Source organism: Pseudoflavonifractor sp. BSD2780061688st1 E11 (assembly GCF_005844125.1).
GTDB lineage: Bacteria > Bacillota > Clostridia > Lachnospirales > Lachnospiraceae > Sellimonas > Sellimonas catena.
Map to the genome: position 1 here is coordinate 35,257 of NZ_SPHM01000001.1, position 15,378 is coordinate 50,634.

At 44.8% G+C, this 15,378-nt stretch carries 12 protein-coding genes; 7 read left to right on the forward strand and 5 right to left on the reverse strand.

The window, feature by feature from the left end; all coding sequences use genetic code 11:
* The first annotated feature begins 59 nt into the window (after nucleotides 1–59).
* Together FGQ85_RS00165 and ppdK are read left to right on the forward strand one after the other, a co-directional pair.
* Nucleotides 60–1,466, forward strand: coding sequence for an aminopeptidase (locus tag FGQ85_RS00165; protein WP_087254072.1), 1,407 nt, complete (start codon nucleotides 60–62; stop codon nucleotides 1,464–1,466).
* A 267-nt stretch (nucleotides 1,467–1,733) separates the two neighbouring features.
* Nucleotides 1,734–4,361 carry a pyruvate, phosphate dikinase gene (gene ppdK / locus FGQ85_RS00170; RefSeq protein WP_087169455.1) on the forward strand — a complete coding sequence of 876 codons (2,628 nt, stop codon included), beginning with the start codon at nucleotides 1,734–1,736 and terminating at the stop codon, nucleotides 4,359–4,361.
* 444 nt (nucleotides 4,362–4,805) lie between these two features.
* Here the strand turns inward: ppdK and FGQ85_RS00175 are convergent, their stop codons facing one another.
* Nucleotides 4,806–5,546 (reverse strand): DUF3592 domain-containing protein, encoded by a 741-nt coding sequence (locus tag FGQ85_RS00175; RefSeq protein ID WP_087169454.1) that lies wholly within the window; start codon nucleotides 5,544–5,546, stop codon nucleotides 4,806–4,808.
* 251 nt (nucleotides 5,547–5,797) lie between these two features.
* Here FGQ85_RS00175 and FGQ85_RS00180 point away from each other — a divergent pair, with 251 nt between their 5' ends.
* Together FGQ85_RS00180 and FGQ85_RS00185 are read left to right on the forward strand one after the other, a co-directional pair.
* Nucleotides 5,798–7,171, forward strand: coding sequence for a PhoH family protein (locus tag FGQ85_RS00180; protein WP_138372365.1), 1,374 nt, complete (start codon nucleotides 5,798–5,800; stop codon nucleotides 7,169–7,171).
* Between the two features lie 23 nt (nucleotides 7,172–7,194).
* Nucleotides 7,195–7,875 carry an HD domain-containing protein gene (locus tag FGQ85_RS00185; RefSeq protein ID WP_138372366.1) on the forward strand — a complete coding sequence of 227 codons (681 nt, stop codon included), beginning with the start codon at nucleotides 7,195–7,197 and terminating at the stop codon, nucleotides 7,873–7,875.
* 48 nt (nucleotides 7,876–7,923) lie between these two features.
* Here the strand turns inward: FGQ85_RS00185 and FGQ85_RS00190 are convergent, their stop codons facing one another.
* The 3 genes from FGQ85_RS00190 to FGQ85_RS00200 all read right to left on the reverse strand — a co-directional run bounded on the left by FGQ85_RS00190 (nucleotide 7,924) and on the right by FGQ85_RS00200 (nucleotide 10,895).
* Entirely contained in the window at nucleotides 7,924–9,306 is a 1,383-nt protein-coding gene (locus tag FGQ85_RS00190; RefSeq protein WP_138372367.1) for a VWA domain-containing protein, read from the reverse strand.
* A 138-nt stretch (nucleotides 9,307–9,444) separates the two neighbouring features.
* Nucleotides 9,445–10,206 carry an ABC transporter permease gene (locus FGQ85_RS00195; protein WP_138372368.1) on the reverse strand — a complete coding sequence of 254 codons (762 nt, stop codon included), beginning with the start codon at nucleotides 10,204–10,206 and terminating at the stop codon, nucleotides 9,445–9,447.
* A complete protein-coding gene (locus FGQ85_RS00200) occupies nucleotides 10,203–10,895 on the reverse strand; it encodes an ABC transporter ATP-binding protein (protein WP_138372369.1) in 693 nt (230 codons plus the stop codon). The genes FGQ85_RS00195 and FGQ85_RS00200 overlap by 4 nt, the downstream gene beginning before the upstream one ends.
* Nucleotides 10,896–11,194: 299 nt before the next feature.
* On the opposite strand from FGQ85_RS00200, the gene FGQ85_RS00205 reads away from it, so the two are divergent.
* Both FGQ85_RS00205 and FGQ85_RS00210 read left to right on the forward strand, forming a co-directional pair.
* Complete coding sequence (locus tag FGQ85_RS00205) at nucleotides 11,195–12,004, forward strand: hypothetical protein (RefSeq protein ID WP_138372370.1); 810 nt, start codon at nucleotides 11,195–11,197, stop codon at nucleotides 12,002–12,004.
* Nucleotides 12,005–12,024: 20 nt separating this feature from the next.
* Nucleotides 12,025–12,903, forward strand: a complete 879-nt coding sequence (locus FGQ85_RS00210; protein WP_138372371.1) for a DMT family transporter — start codon at nucleotides 12,025–12,027, stop codon at nucleotides 12,901–12,903.
* Nucleotides 12,904–13,029: 126 nt separating this feature from the next.
* On the opposite strand, the gene FGQ85_RS00215 is transcribed toward FGQ85_RS00210, so the two are convergent.
* The gene (locus tag FGQ85_RS00215) at nucleotides 13,030–13,914 is read right to left on the reverse strand and encodes a serine hydrolase (protein WP_138372372.1); all 885 of its coding nucleotides are present in this window, start codon (nucleotides 13,912–13,914) and stop codon (nucleotides 13,030–13,032) included.
* A gap of 182 nt (nucleotides 13,915–14,096) precedes the next feature.
* On the opposite strand from FGQ85_RS00215, the gene FGQ85_RS00220 reads away from it, so the two are divergent.
* A complete protein-coding gene (locus FGQ85_RS00220) occupies nucleotides 14,097–15,323 on the forward strand; it encodes an MFS transporter (protein ID WP_171027844.1) in 1,227 nt (408 codons plus the stop codon).
* Nucleotides 15,324–15,378: the final 55 nt, after the last annotated feature.

The following is a 15,378-nucleotide window of genomic DNA, read 5'->3' on the forward strand; positions in this document are numbered from 1 at the left end:
AGAGTACTTGAGGGCATTTGAGCCTGAAAATATCTCATGTCAGAAGGAGGAACAAAACAGTGGACAGAAGAAATGTATGGAAGACCTACACACAGGCAGAATTAAAAGAGATGGAAGACATCAGCGCACGTTATAAACGTTGCCTGGATGAAGGAAAGACAGAAAGAGAATGCGTAGAGGTCGCAGAGCGCCTGGCAAAAGAAGCAGGATACCGCTGCCTGTGCTCTTACAAAGAGGCAGGAGAACCATTAAAGGAAGGCGACAAGATTTACGCATCTTTCATGGGCAAGATGATTCTTCTTTTCCAGATCGGTAAAGAACCGCTGGAAAACGGAATGAATATCCTTGGAGCTCACATTGATTCTCCACGAATCGATATCAAACAGAATCCGCTCTATGAGACGGATGAGATGGCATATCTCGATACTCATTACTATGGAGGCATCAAGAAATATCAGTGGCTTGCTTCCCCGCTCTCTCTTCACGGAGTGATCGTAAAGAAAGACGGAACCAAAGTCCGTGTTAATATCGGAGAAAATGAAAATGATCCGGTATTTGTAATCACAGACCTGCTTGTACATCTGGCTGGAAAACAGATGTCACAGAAAGCATCTGAAGTGATTGAAGGCGACAATCTGGATCTTCTGATCGGAAGCCGTCCGCTCACAGAGGCAGAGGGACTCAAAGAAGACGAAAAAGAAGCAGTAAAAGCAGGCGTTCTTCGTCTTATGGAAGAAACATACGGAATCGGAGAAGAAGATTTCGTATCTGCAGAGCTTGAAATCGTTCCGGCAGGAAAAGCAAGAGACTGCGGTATTGACAGAAGCATGATCTTATCCTACGGACAGGACGACAGAGTCTGCGCATTCACATCTCTGTTTGCAATGCTGGACAACCCGCAGATCAGCCGTACCGCATGCTGCATCCTGGTAGATAAAGAAGAAATCGGAAGCGTCGGAGCAACCGGCATGCATTCCAGATTCTTTGAAAATACGATAGCAGAGCTCATTGCACTGACAGGTGAAGAGTCCGAATTAAAAGTAAGACGTGCCCTTCAGAATTCCAAGATGCTTTCCTCAGACGTAAGTGCTGCTTACGATCCGATGTTTGCAGCAGCATTTGAAAAGAGAAGCTCCGCATTCTTCGGAAAAGGACTTGTATTCAACAAGTTCACAGGAAGCCGTGGAAAGAACGGCTCCAACGATGCGAACGCAGAGTATCTCGCAGAAATCCGCAGCGTCATGGATGAGGCAGGAGTCGGATATCAGTATGCAGAACTTGGTAAAGTAGATGTCGGCGGCGGCGGAACGATCGCATACATCATGGCACAGTACGGCATGGAAGTGATCGACAGCGGTGTTGCAGTTCTCTGTATGCATGCAATGTATGAGATCTCCAGTAAGGCAGATGTATACGAAGCTGTGAAAGGCTATAAAGCATTTATTGAAAAAATCGGACAGAAATAAAACGAGAGTGACAATCCGGCCATAAGACATGACCGGATTGTCGCATAAACTGTGACATAATTGCCATACGAGGCATGACAGAATTGTTGCAGAAAATACGATAAATTTCTTGACGAACTATGTTAAAACATTTACAATATTACCAGCGGGAAACTGCAAAAGAACGTAATATTCCGGGCACAGAAGTACGACTTTACATAAGAGAAACGCAAAGTCGTGTTTTTCGTGTCAAATATTACAAATATATTATTAGGAGGACATTGAAACATGGCTACGAAATGGGTGTATATGTTTACAGAAGGTAACGCTACAATGAGAAACCTTCTGGGTGGTAAAGGTGCGAACCTTGCTGAAATGACAGGCCTTGGACTCCCGGTACCTCAGGGATTCACTGTAACAACAGAGGCTTGTACCCAGTATTATGAGGACGGCAGACAGATCAATGACGAAATCATGAGTCAGATCATGGAAGCTATGACAAAACTGGAAGAGATCACAGGAAAGAAATTCGGAGATAAAGAGAATCCGCTTCTCGTTTCCGTTCGTTCCGGTGCAAGAGCTTCCATGCCGGGTATGATGGATACTATCCTGAACCTTGGTCTGAATGAAGAAGTTGTTGAAACTCTGGCAGAAGCTTCCGGAAACCCGCGTTGGGCATGGGACTGCTACAGAAGATTTATCCAGATGTATTCCGACGTTGTTATGGAAGTCGGCAAAAAATATTTTGAAGAACTCATCGATAAGATGAAAGAAGAAAAAGGCGTGAAGCTGGACGTTGAACTGACAGCAGAAGACCTCAAGGCTCTTGCAGGACAGTTCAAAGCTGAATACAAAGAGAAGATCGGATCCGACTTCCCGGCTGACGCAAAAGAACAGCTCATCGGCGCTGTAAAGGCTGTATTCCGTTCATGGGACAACCCGCGTGCCAATGTATACCGTCGTGACAACGATATCCCGTATTCATGGGGAACAGCTGTTAACGTACAGATGATGGCATTCGGTAACATGGGAGATGACTGTGGTACAGGTGTTGCATTTACACGTGACCCGGCTACAGGAGAAAACGGTCTGTTCGGAGAATTCCTTACAAACGCACAGGGCGAAGACGTTGTTGCCGGTGTTCGTACTCCAATGCACATTTCCGAAATGGAAGACAAATTCCCGGAAGCATTCAAACAGTTCAAAGAAGTATGCAGCACTCTGGAAAACCACTACAGAGATATGCAGGACATGGAGTTTACTGTAGAACATGGTAAACTGTACATGCTTCAGACACGTAACGGAAAGAGAACAGCACAGGCTGCTCTGAAGATCGCATGCGACCTTGTTGACGAAGGCATGAGAACAGAAGAAGAAGCAGTTGCTATGATCGATCCTCGTAACCTTGATACATTACTTCACCCACAGTTCGACGCTGCTGCACTGAAAGCAGCTACACCGATGGGCAAAGGTCTTGGAGCATCTCCGGGAGCTGCCTGCGGTAAAGTTGTATTCACAGCTGATGACGCTGTAGAGTGGGCTGAAAGAGGAGAAAAAGTCGTTCTGGTTCGTCTTGAAACATCACCGGAAGATATCACAGGTATGAAGAGCGCTCAGGGTATCCTGACAGTTCGCGGTGGTATGACATCTCACGCAGCAGTTGTTGCCCGTGGTATGGGTGAATGCTGTGTATCCGGATGCGGCGACATCGTAATGGATGAAGCAAACAAGAAATTCACACTTGGCGGAAAAGAATTCCACGAAGGAGACTTCATCTCCATTGATGGTACAACAGGTAACATCTACGACGGAGTAATCCCGACAGTAGACGCTACAATCGCTGGTGAGTTCGAACGTATCATGAACTGGGCTGACAAATACAGAACATTAAAAGTTCGTACAAACGCAGATACACCGGAAGACGCTAAGAAAGCTGTAGAACTTGGCGCAGAAGGTATCGGACTTTGCCGTACAGAGCATATGTTCTTCGGTGAAGGAAGAATCGACGCGTTCCGTGAAATGATCTGTTCTGAAACAGAAGAAGAAAGAGAAACAGCTCTTGAAAAAGTTCTTCCATATCAGCAGGGAGACTTCGAAGCTCTCTACGAAGCTCTGGAAGGTAACCCGGTAACAATCCGTTTCCTGGATCCGCCGCTTCATGAGTTCGTTCCGACAGAGGAAGAAGATATCAAGAAACTTGCAGAAGCTCAGGGCAAGACTGTAGAGCAGATCAAAGCAATCATCGACAGCCTGCACGAGTTCAACCCGATGATGGGTCATCGTGGATGCCGTCTTGCAGTTACTTATCCGGAAATTGCAAAGATGCAGACAAAAGCTGTTATCCGTGCAGCTATCAACGTAAAGAAAGCTCATCCGGACTGGAACATCAAACCGGAAATCATGATTCCGCTTGTTGGAGAAGTAAAAGAGCTTAAATACGTGAAGAACTTCGTTGTTGAAACAGCTGACGCTGAAATCGCAGCAGCTGGTATCGACCTTGAATACGAAGTTGGTACAATGATCGAGATCCCGAGAGCTGCTCTTACAGCTGACGAGATCGCAAAAGAAGCTGACTTCTTCTGCTTCGGTACAAACGACCTGACACAGATGACATTCGGATTCTCCCGTGACGACGCTGGTAAGTTCCTCAACGCTTACTATGACGCTAAGATCTACGAGAACGATCCATTTGCAAAACTTGACCAGGTTGGTGTCGGCAAACTGATGAAGATGGCTATCGATTTAGGAAAACCGGCTAACCCGAACCTGCATGTAGGAATCTGTGGAGAGCACGGTGGAGATCCAAGCTCCGTAGAATTCTGCCATAAACTTGGCCTGAACTACGTATCCTGCTCACCATTCCGTGTACCGATCGCTAGACTTGCAGCAGCACAGGCAGCAATCAACAACAAATAATAAATAAAGATTTTAATCTATATTTATGATAAAAAGGGAAGCGTATGCTTCCCTTTTTTCCTTACCCTTATGTTTGTTTTACCAGCCCATCATGAAGGCCCCTCTTAAAGAACCCTCACGAAGAAAGGTCCTCTTTAAATTTAGATACCCGAATTCTTCTCCATTTATGGTTTTAAAACTTTCATGGATTGTTCTATTCTTTTCAATTAATCACAGCCAAAATCTTGGAGTCTGCTTTGCGATATAGATCCAAATAAGAGCTTGTAAAAATGAAGTTTTTTGCATTCCCATTTTCGTCCGTAAGTGAATTCTTAAGATCTTCAATTATTTTGTAATAAGATTCCACCTTTTCTTGGTCCTTTAAAATGATTATGAAGTAGATCTAATGCAAAATGTGGATTTAACTAATCCGGATATTGAAAACGTCCTCTGGAATGTCTATCCCTACCTTCGGATTCGATGAATAAGAACATACAATCCAAACAGGGCGAATACTGCCATTGCCAGTTTCAGACCGGCCAAGACAATCCAGACCCCTGCAATCAAAAGCCCGATTAGAAGCACGCAGATCCGTCCCATAATCCGGTTCCTGGTGTCCTGATTATGGACCAACAGTTTCAGGGCGAAGAAAATAAGAACAAGAATAGATACCGTGAAACCAAACAGAAAAAATCCGAATCCCATTTTGAAACCGACGGATAAACCGTTGCCTTCTATAGAGACGATATCGGTCTGATCCGGGTTGTAGCGGATGGTAATCTGTTCTCCGATTTCAAAGGAGCGTCTGGAGCTCCAGACATTTCCTGTACCCATGCAGATCCCGTTTCCTTCTGCCTGATAGCGGACTACAGGGGCGTAGAGATAGCCGGAAGTTTCGCCTGTAGTATCCCATTTCCGGGTATATTCTACTACAGTTCCATTCGCTTCGCCGGAATATCTCAGATCTTCCTGACAGGAAGAATATAGGAAATAAACGCCGACTGACATAAATCCAACTGTGAAAACAAGAAGAAACAGTGCTGTCCCAAGTCTGGTAAAAATGGATATGTGCGCCGGAACAGTTGTATTTTCTGTATTGATATCTTCTGGAACATTTCGATTCTGTCTCCACCGGAAAAAGAAAAATACAGTTATGCCTGCGCTAAGTATGCCTAGAATAAGAATCATGATCGTATAGAAAAGCATAAGACACTCCTCCAATCTTTACTGTCATTATAAAAGAAAGAACCGGTATGAACTACTGGCTTTCTGTCAAGTCTAAGTAAAATCCTGATAAAAAGGAAATGGCAATGTTTATCTGCATGCCTGCTTTAACCCAAATTTAACCCAAATCTGAGCAAAGTTAAAATACAGGAAAGCTATAATTTCCATAAAGGGGAAGAACAGCTTTCCTTTTGTGTTTTATGAAAAGTCTATATGGTAAAGGAGACCTGCATATGGTAAAAATCTATGTCATCGACACCAACATTCTCATTCAGAATCCACAGGCACTGCTCAGTTTTGAGGATAATCAGGTGATTCTGCCTGTTGTTGTACTGGAAGAGCTGGATAATCTCAAGAAGGCAGATGGCGAGAAAGGAAGAAATGCCAGGACAGCGATCCGGATTCTGGAAGAACTCCGGCAAAAAGGAGATCTGCTGGAAGGAATTGAACTGGCATCAGGAGGTATACTCCGGGTGGAGAAAAACTTTGTAAACGTGACGCTCCCTGAGGATCTGCCGGAAGAGAAGATGGATAACCGGATTTTGAAAGTCTGCAAGGGATTGGCGGAGTCCTGTGAGGAACAGGTGGTTCTTGTGACAAAAGACATTTTGCTCAGAATTAAGGCACAGATCATCGGAATCCGGGCAGAAGATTATACGACAGAGCAGGTTGTAGAGTATGAAGGGCAGTACAGGGGAAGGATAGAAGTGTATGTGCCGGAAGAAAAATTCAAAGAGTTTAAGAAAAAGGGTGTTCCGGTGGAGGATGTCTACCTTTCGGACGAACAGGGTAACCGGATCGTGCCAAAGCTGGAAGAAAATGAATTTGTGATTTTAAAGGCGGATCAGTCTGCAAAGAAAACCCAGCTCGGTCGGGTGGAAAAGGGAGTGATTAAAAAGCTGGAATACCGGAAAACCCAGCCTTACGGTGTTTCTCCAAGAAATGCAGGACAATATTTCGTACAGGAAGCACTGATGCAGCCGGCTGAAAAGGCACCGCTTGTTATTATCAAAGGCAGGGCAGGGACCAGTAAGACTTTCTATACGCTGGCGGTCGGTCTGGAAAAAATCCTGAATCATCCAACGGGAGAATACCGGAGAATTCTGATTTCCAGGCCAAACGCACAGTTTGACTCGGACATCGGTTTTCTCCCGGGAGACGAACAGGAGAAGATTTCTCCGCTGATGCGTCCTGTCATTGACAATCTGGAACAGCTGATCGATTCCAACGAGGAAGAACGCTATAAAGATGAGCGGGAATTACAGGGGAAGATCGATGAAATCTTCGACCGCGGGCTGATTCAGACGGAAGCGTTAAATTATATTCGCGGGCGTTCCATTATGAAGACTTATCTGATTATCGATGAAGCACAGAACATGACGCCGAATCAGGTAAAAGGAATTATTACAAGAGCAGGAAAAGGCACCAAAATCATTCTGCTTGGTGATACGAACCAGATTGACCGTCCGATGCTGGATGAGCGGACGAATGGTCTCAGTTATGCTTCCGAATATATGAAAGGAAGCCCGCTCTGCTGGCAGGTGACCTTCACGCCGGAGGAATGTGAGCGTTCCGCCCTTGCCATGGACGCAATTACAAGATTATAAGAAGAGGAGTTACGACAGAATATATGGCAGAAAAGAAACAAGACATCATTACTTACAGAAAGGTAAAGGAAAATGAAGAGATAAATCTTTTGATAGAGAAAGGAAATGAGGTGCTGGATGTTCTTGGATTTACGGAACATTCCCGAAAACATGCCGCCAAGGTGGCAGAAACCGCCGGAAAGATTCTCAAAGATCTTGGGTATGGGCCAAAAGAAATCCGGCTCAGCAAAATTGCCGGGTACATGCATGATATCGGCAACAGCATCAACCGGCACGACCACGCCCATACCGGAGCACTGTTGGCTTATGGAATTTTAAAAGAAATGGGGATGCCTCTCCGGGATGTAATGACTGTGACAACAGCGATCGGGAACCACGATGAATCCACAGGAACTGCCGTGGACATCGTCTCTGCGGCGCTGATTCTGGCGGACAAAACCGATGTGCGGAGAAACCGGGTGCAGAATCCGACTATTGCCAATTTTGATATCCACGACCGGGTTAACTATGCGGTGCTGGCCTCCAGTCTGGAAGTCAAAAAAGAGAAGAGAGTGATTCAGATGAATCTGGAGCTGGATGACGAGATGTGTACGGTGATGGATTATTTTGAAATTTTTCTGGAACGGATGATCATGTGCCGGAGAGCCGCCGAGGTTCTGGGATGCAAGTTCAAGCTTGTGGCAAATGGCAATAAGATTTGTTAGATATAGAAAGAAAAAGGGGGAGAGACGAAATGCTCTCCCTGTTATACGTTAGAAGGTTACGGTGGAATCGCAGCACCGGAAGTCGGTATCGATATAATGTGCGATGATCCGCACTTTCAGATGCCGTTCACAGCACAGCGACTGGCATGGACAGCCGGATACATTCAGGTCTTCCGGAAGAACAAACTTGATGCATTTTATTTCTACATCCTGACAGTTCTTCTGAGTATGGGCCGGTATGGTGATGGCCTTCATGCCACGCTGATATTCGCTTCCGTAGTTATCGGTTTCGGTCAGAATAATTCCGAGAGCAACCCGTTTGTGAGGGCAGACATTTTTCAGTTTGACATTGAGCTGTACGATCCGGCCGGAAGATTCCAGATACGCATCTCCCAGATCAACGACCAGAGAGTCCTGGCATTTTCCGATTGTAAAATCGACCGGAACCGGACAAGGCTCTGGGTCTACCGAAACGCCGCATTCAACCTGAACGGAAGGTTCAGGGAAGGATACGGTATTACCTTCCGTATCCGAGTAGAAAATGGACTGGTTGACAGGAAGATTTCCGGAAGTCTGGCCGGTGTGCTGCACATAGAATTCCAAAGACGCGCCCTCGTTTCCAGAGACTCCGAGTGATGGAATTTTCCATTGCAGAGACTGGGAATCAATGGCGGAGGCAGTACCGGAAGAAGGCATGCCAATACTTACAATAGTGAAATCCGGATTGAGAGTCTCATTAATGACAATATTTGTTGCTCCCGGCTTGGAAATGTTGGCCGCCAGATCCGCAAACAAGTCCTCCAGTTCAGAATCATCCGGGGTGACAGCAACATGAGATGCATCCGGATCTGTTGCCCAGTCATTGAGTACATCCACATCAATTCCTGTGTCTCCAATCAGACCGATACAGTAAATAATGATCCCCGAATCACGGATCATTTCTGCGACCGGTGCAGGAGGAATTCCGGAAGTCGTTTTCCCGTCTGTAAACATGACAATGACCTTTTCGTTGGAAGAAGAAGGGTCAAAGAGGGATGCTGCAGTGGAAAATGCGTCTGCATGGTTGGTGGATCCACCTGCAGAAAGCGCAGCTACCGCCGCCTTTAAGTCAGCAACCGAAGTAATCAGCTGTGTGTCTGCTGATGCGTTGCTGGAAAAGCTGACGATACCGATATGGCTTCCCGAGCCGATCTGTCCATCCTGAGTACTGTCGGTAGTTTCATCGATAATGTCAATAAAGGTGTCCGCCCCAAGCTTCAGATTTTCGAGCGGGCTTCCGGCCATACTGCCGGAGCGGTCGAGAACAAGAACAATATCCACCGGATTTTCCGAAATATCCGGAGCTGCCGAAAGACCAAGTGTTACCTGGAAGGTTCCGCCGCAGGTGATCTGTGAGACATTGACCTCTTTGTTAGAGTTTGTAATACCCATGAAAGTGCCTCCTGTTTTTTATTTTGGAGGAAATAAATCCTTCACTATCAGGGTATGAAAAGGGAGAGAAATGGTTCCTTTTGTCGAATAGGAAACCAGTTCTCTCCCGGAGAAAGAAGGGTCTGCAAAAACAGTACATCAGTATAAAAGAAGATTGCCTTTTTTCTTGGCCTGTTTCATAAAACAGTCAAAGACTATATATCCAGCCGCAAACCAGAGAAGGCTGACGACGCACAGCAAAAGGAACGTCATTCCCAGATCTTTGTGAACAAAGCTGTTCCGGATCACGGTATTACACATCGTAAGCGGAAGCACACTGGAAACTTCTGTGATGACTGGCGATGTTGGAATGGTATCCGTAACAAAAAGAAGAAATAACTGTACCAGAAGCACAATAGCGCCGATCCGTTTGTAATACAGAGAAAGCCCTGCGATCATCAGCCCGATTCCGTACATGCCGAGGATGGAAATTAAGAATGCGGCTACGATCGGAAGTGTTACTGTATACCGTACCCCGAAAAAGAAATATGTTACAACAGAATAAATGATCACAACAATAGTCTGGACGAGCACCGAGGAAAGCAGGTCTCCCAGATAGAGAATCTGAAGCGGAAGACGGGAGTGAAGCTTGAAAAAGAGGGTGCCGCGCTGAAGCTCTGCCAGAAGCTGGGAAGCAATAGTGGAAATTGCTGTGACAGAAAAGGTCCATGCCACGTAGCCCAGAAGAAGCAGTGCCTGATAATTTTCTACGCCATACAGTTCTTGAAAGGACTGCCCTGTATTAGACCAAAAGAAAAAACAGAGAAGTAATGTATAAATCACCAGGTCAGAAACCAGTCCCATCTTATAGCGGAACGTCCTTAACACATCCATTTTACATTCATACCAGATTATTCTCATAACGATTCCCCCTGCAAATATAATGCTTCATAAATTTTCAGAAATTCCTTTGTATCAAGATGTTCTTTTTCGACTGCGATCTGCCCGTCTTTCAGAAACAGAAATCGTTCGGCGGCCGACGTAATAAAGTCCGAATCATGGGATGTGATCAAAATGGTCTTCGTATTTCGGATGGAAGTAACAGCGTGAAGCAGTGCCCGTTTGTGATCCAGATCCAGTCCTTCGGTCGGTTCGTCTAAAATCAGATACCGGGAATTCGTCACCAGAGCCGCAAGCAGAATCATCAGCTGTTTCTGACCGGTAGAGAGCTCCTCAAACAGTTTGTTTTTTACGGAGTCATACAGCGGGAAAGAAGGCAGGTACCGGTCCAGGTTCTGCCGGATATCCGAGTTGGAAAGGCCCCGCAGCACCGCAAGGAATTCGATGTTTTCTTTCACTGTATTTTTCGCATACAGCTGATGGGAACCCGACAGAACGGTAAAAATTTCTCTTTGAAAATCAGGAGTTTCGGAGGTGACTTCGCCAGAATCCGGTACCAGAGATCCGCACAGAATATTCAAAAGCGTTGTTTTTCCGATTCCATTTGGTCCGATCAGCGCCGTGGCTGTCTGATCCGGGATTTCAAAGCTGATGTGATCCAGAACACAATTACCATGAAAAGATTTACTAACTTGTTTTACAGATATCATACCTTTGCCCTCACATAAATTGTATTTCCCTTATTATATCAACAAATAAAATGTGTGTCAATTTAATGGGGGGTGGGTAAAATTTTGGAATATTTTATATAAAAGAAAATAATCAGAATAAATATTAAGGGAAGATTAAAGAATATTCTAGATGAAAATATTGACAAATAATATTGATAATTAAATATTATCACAAAAAAATGAATTTAAATCTATAATGATAGACAAATATTTTTGACAATGATATAATTTAGACAATAATAGCCGGATAATTGAACGGTGATTGCGGGGGAAGAATGATGGAAAAGGAGAGAAAAAAGAGTAGTAGAGGAATTGTTCTGTTTCTTACAACATTGATTCTGCTTGCAGGATTGTTGGCTTTTCATATGTTGATTGGACGGGGTATGGAAAAGCAGATCGAAAAGCTCCCGGAAGGAATCCTGCTGAAACTTGTAGAGCCTTTAGAGGCCGGGGAGATTATGAAGGCAGAAACTGCCGGATACGAGGTAAAAAACATAGAGAAGGGTTCGGGAGAGATTTCGATTTATACTGTCAGAAAGACGAATGAGAAGCCGCTTCATGTCAATCAGGTGTCTGACTTTACATGGAATGTTTTTGGCAGACAGATCGAAGGAGAGAGTCTGAATCTGTCCTCACACAGAACAATGGCTTCTCAGGCAGTGTATCTGTCATGGCTGATTGCATTGCTTCCGATGAGCGTGATCCTTCTGTTTGTCGGTATCCGAAAACTCGGGGCATTGCAGGAGAAGCAGTGGAGACAGGGAGTCGAAGGCGTACTGATGATTGGAGCATGGCTTGTGGTGATCTATTTTCTGACAGGAAAACTTGAGATACCGAGAGAATTTCTGCCGCCGGAACAGATCCTGGATATCCGGTTTTATGTGGATGGAATCCGGGGATTCTTTGCGGATGATAGATGGACCGATCTGGAACTGTACCAGACGCTCCGGGCATGTTATAATCAGGAGGTGGAAATTTATGGAGCCTGGGTTATATGCGGATGGATCGGTACACTGATTTTCTGGATAGCCGCAGGTGTGGAAAGCCGTAATCAAAAGAAAAAAGAAAGAAGACGGCAATACGGATAGACAAAGGAGAAACGATCGGCATGCACAACGAAGAGCAGTCAGTTCAGTCAGAAGAATATAGAAAAAGTCTGATATCATTACATATTGCAGTCATGCTGTTTGGGCTGTCTGCTGTCCTTGGACAGTTTGTGACAGCTCCGGCAGTGATTGTAGCAGGAGGGCGGGTCATCTGTTCCTCCCTTTTGCTTTTCCTGCTTTCTATAGCAGGCCGAGCCTCCCTGAAACTTAAATCGAGGAAAGACTACGGAATCGCGGTGTTTGCAGGGATCATTCTGGCAGTCCACTGGACGACCTTTTTCCAGGCGATTCAAAGTTCCTCTGTGGCAATCGGGACCATTACCTTTTCTACGTTCCCGCTGTTTTTGACATTTCTGGAACCACTTTTGTTCCGGGAAAAATTGAAAGTGACAAGTGTGTTGAGCGCGGCGGTCCTGCTTCTTGGCGTCTTTATTACGATACCGGAATTTTCACTGGAGAATCAGATTACCATCGGGATCCTTTGGGGAATGGTGTCCAGTCTGTCGTATGCGGTTCTGTCTCTGGCAAACCGGTATCTATCCCGCAGTTATGCGGCAAGAACAGTCTGCCTGTACGAACAGGGAACGGCAGCGGTTGTCCTGCTTCCGGCAATATTTTTTGTCAAAACAAGCTGGACAACACAGAATATTCTCGGTATTGCTGCAATCGGTTTTATCTGTACTGCATTCGCCCATTCCCTGTATGTGGCTGCACAGCGGAAAGTAAAAGCTCAGACGGCTGGTATTATCTCCGGTATGGAAACAGTTTACGGGATCGTGTATGCACTTCTCTTTCTCGGAGAAGTGCCGGGGATCCGGGAACTGATCGGAGGCGCGGTGATTCTTGGAGTGGCGCTGGTAATTTCCTTGAGAAAAGAATAGCATCTTCTTTGGGGTGACGGAAGAAAGTGGTGTGTTAAGATGGAATATAGAAAAAAGAAGTACATTTTGAGAGTAGAAGATCAAAATGTACTTCTTTTGTGCTATTTGGAAAGAGATGGGAAAAATTTATCTAGAAATTTGAGGGTAAAGCAGTTCATAGACAGCATTGAGAAAACGACCTCCATCCCGGCACTCTGCAAAAGTTGTGACGACTGCCTGTTCGTCTGGAAATATAATTGACAACTGCGAATATTTCCCATCTGCTCGAAAGGAATGGTGCTTTCCACACCAAAAACAATAACCGTACGGAGCATCATAGTGTTGGCGGCTGCATTCATTGATCCAGTCGGAATCCAGTAGTTGCTTTCCATTCCATTTGCCTTGCTGGAGACAAAATAAACCAAAGCGATGAAGCTCGGATAAGGTTAACATCAGCCCTGCAGAGCCAAAAGTATTTCCGAGGGGATCAGTTTCCCAGGTGGGATTCTTGATGCCAAGATAGGTAAAAAGACGAGGAGTCAAATACTCAACGAGATTACATTTTGCGCGTCTTTGTACCAGAACACCCGCCAGATACGGACCAACATTATTATAAACAAATTTGGAACCAGGGCTGTAAAGAAACGGAAAACGGAGAGACAGTCTGACCCAGTTATCAGATTCTAAAAGAGGGCGCTCTGCATCCCGGAGATAACTCCTTTTCTGTCCTAAATGCATAGTCAGCAGATCTTTCACAGTTGCACAGGATAAATTCTCACTGATTGTAGACGGCAGGTCTTCTGCAAAAGCATCTGTTAGCTTTTCGTCTAAGGATAACAAATTTTCCTGAAGTGCAAAACCTACAGCGCAGACAGTGAAACTCTTGGCTGCAGAATAGACGTTTCTACGATGGTCTTCTTCAAGATACCATTCGCCAACAAGCGTTTTCCCAATATTTATTTTCACACCCAAAAGCCCAAGAGGCCGTGTGGCATTAATAAAAGAATCCAATTGAATTAAAGAGTGCTTCATATGCAACCTCCTTTTGATGAAATATCGTATAGAAAAAGGGATTAATAAATTTCTGTCATTATAGATGGAAATATCTAAAAAGTTAATTTATAAAATTAAAATTTAAAAATTAATAGCAATTTTATTATGCTGGTGATATAATCGAAACAATATATTTCTAAAATGGAAATGGGATGAAGGGTATGAGAAAAGGAAGCATGATTGACGCTTCGGAAAGCGTAAGAAGGAAGAAAGTCAGAAGAACTTTTCTGCTGTTGAACTGTCTGTTTGAGTTTTATGCGGGAATTACAGGTGCGACATTTGTTCTGTTTCTGTACAGCAAGGGACTGAATACGATGGAAGCAAATCTTGTTGTTGCCATGTCGCTGATTGTTTCGTTTTTCATGGAGATTCCGACTGGCGCGTTGGCGGATTCAATTGGATATGTCAGGACGACTGTACTCAGCGGAATTCTGATGGCTGTGACCAATGTGCTGTTTTTCTTCTGTGATACAATGCCGGTATTTCTGGCGGCACAGATTTCTCTTGGTATTGCCTGTGCTTTTGAGTCCGGGACGCTGGATGCATGGGTTATCGACAATACGTCGACAGAAGAAAGCAGAACGGTCTTTATTTTGAAAAACAAAGGGATTTCTGTCATGATGATCCTGTCCGGCCTGTTAGGAGGTCTGGTTGCGGATTTTTATCTCGAAGGAATTTTCCTGCTTGCTTTTGTGGCAGCGGTGATTTACATAGGAATCAGCCTCGTAGTGATGCCAAAGGTGGAGACGGTCAGAAAGACGAGAACACAAAGGCAGATTTCAGAAGCAGCGTCTGGTGTAAAAAAAGTCATAAAAGAGAGCGTGCAGTACTGTATGAAAGACAAAAATGTCTGGAATGTGATTTTGTTTAACAGTATTCTGACTTTTGCGTTTTCACCGGTATTTGTATTCTGGTCGCCGGTGCTGCACAGTTTTGAACGCGTTAATTATACAGTGATCGGGCTGGCGTGGGTATTGATGCGGGCCGCAATGCTGGCTGGCAATGCAGTACTGGAACGAAGAAAAGAACGGTCGTTTTCGGCACTTGCAGTGATTAGTGCAGTATGCGGAATCAGTGTGTTTGCACTGGCATATCTGCATACATTCTGGAACCTGCTGTTTGGAATCCTTCTGTTTGAGTTTTTCCTGGGGATCATATATCCGCTCAAGGAGACCGTATTAAATGCAGGAATCAGCCATGAAAACAGGGCCACAGTCCTGTCCTTTCACTCAATGATTGTGAGTATTTTTAATTATGTTTCCATGCTGGTCATGGGAAAGATTGCGGAGATCTGGTCGATCGAAACGACATGGAAGATGAGCGGCCTGCTTTTGGTGATTGCAGGGATAGTTACCGTTATAAAGAAAAGAGAGAAACTCCTTTCCTGAAATCAGATTTCGGGAAAAGAGAGTTCTCTCTTTTTTTGTTTATGTGGCTTTAGCT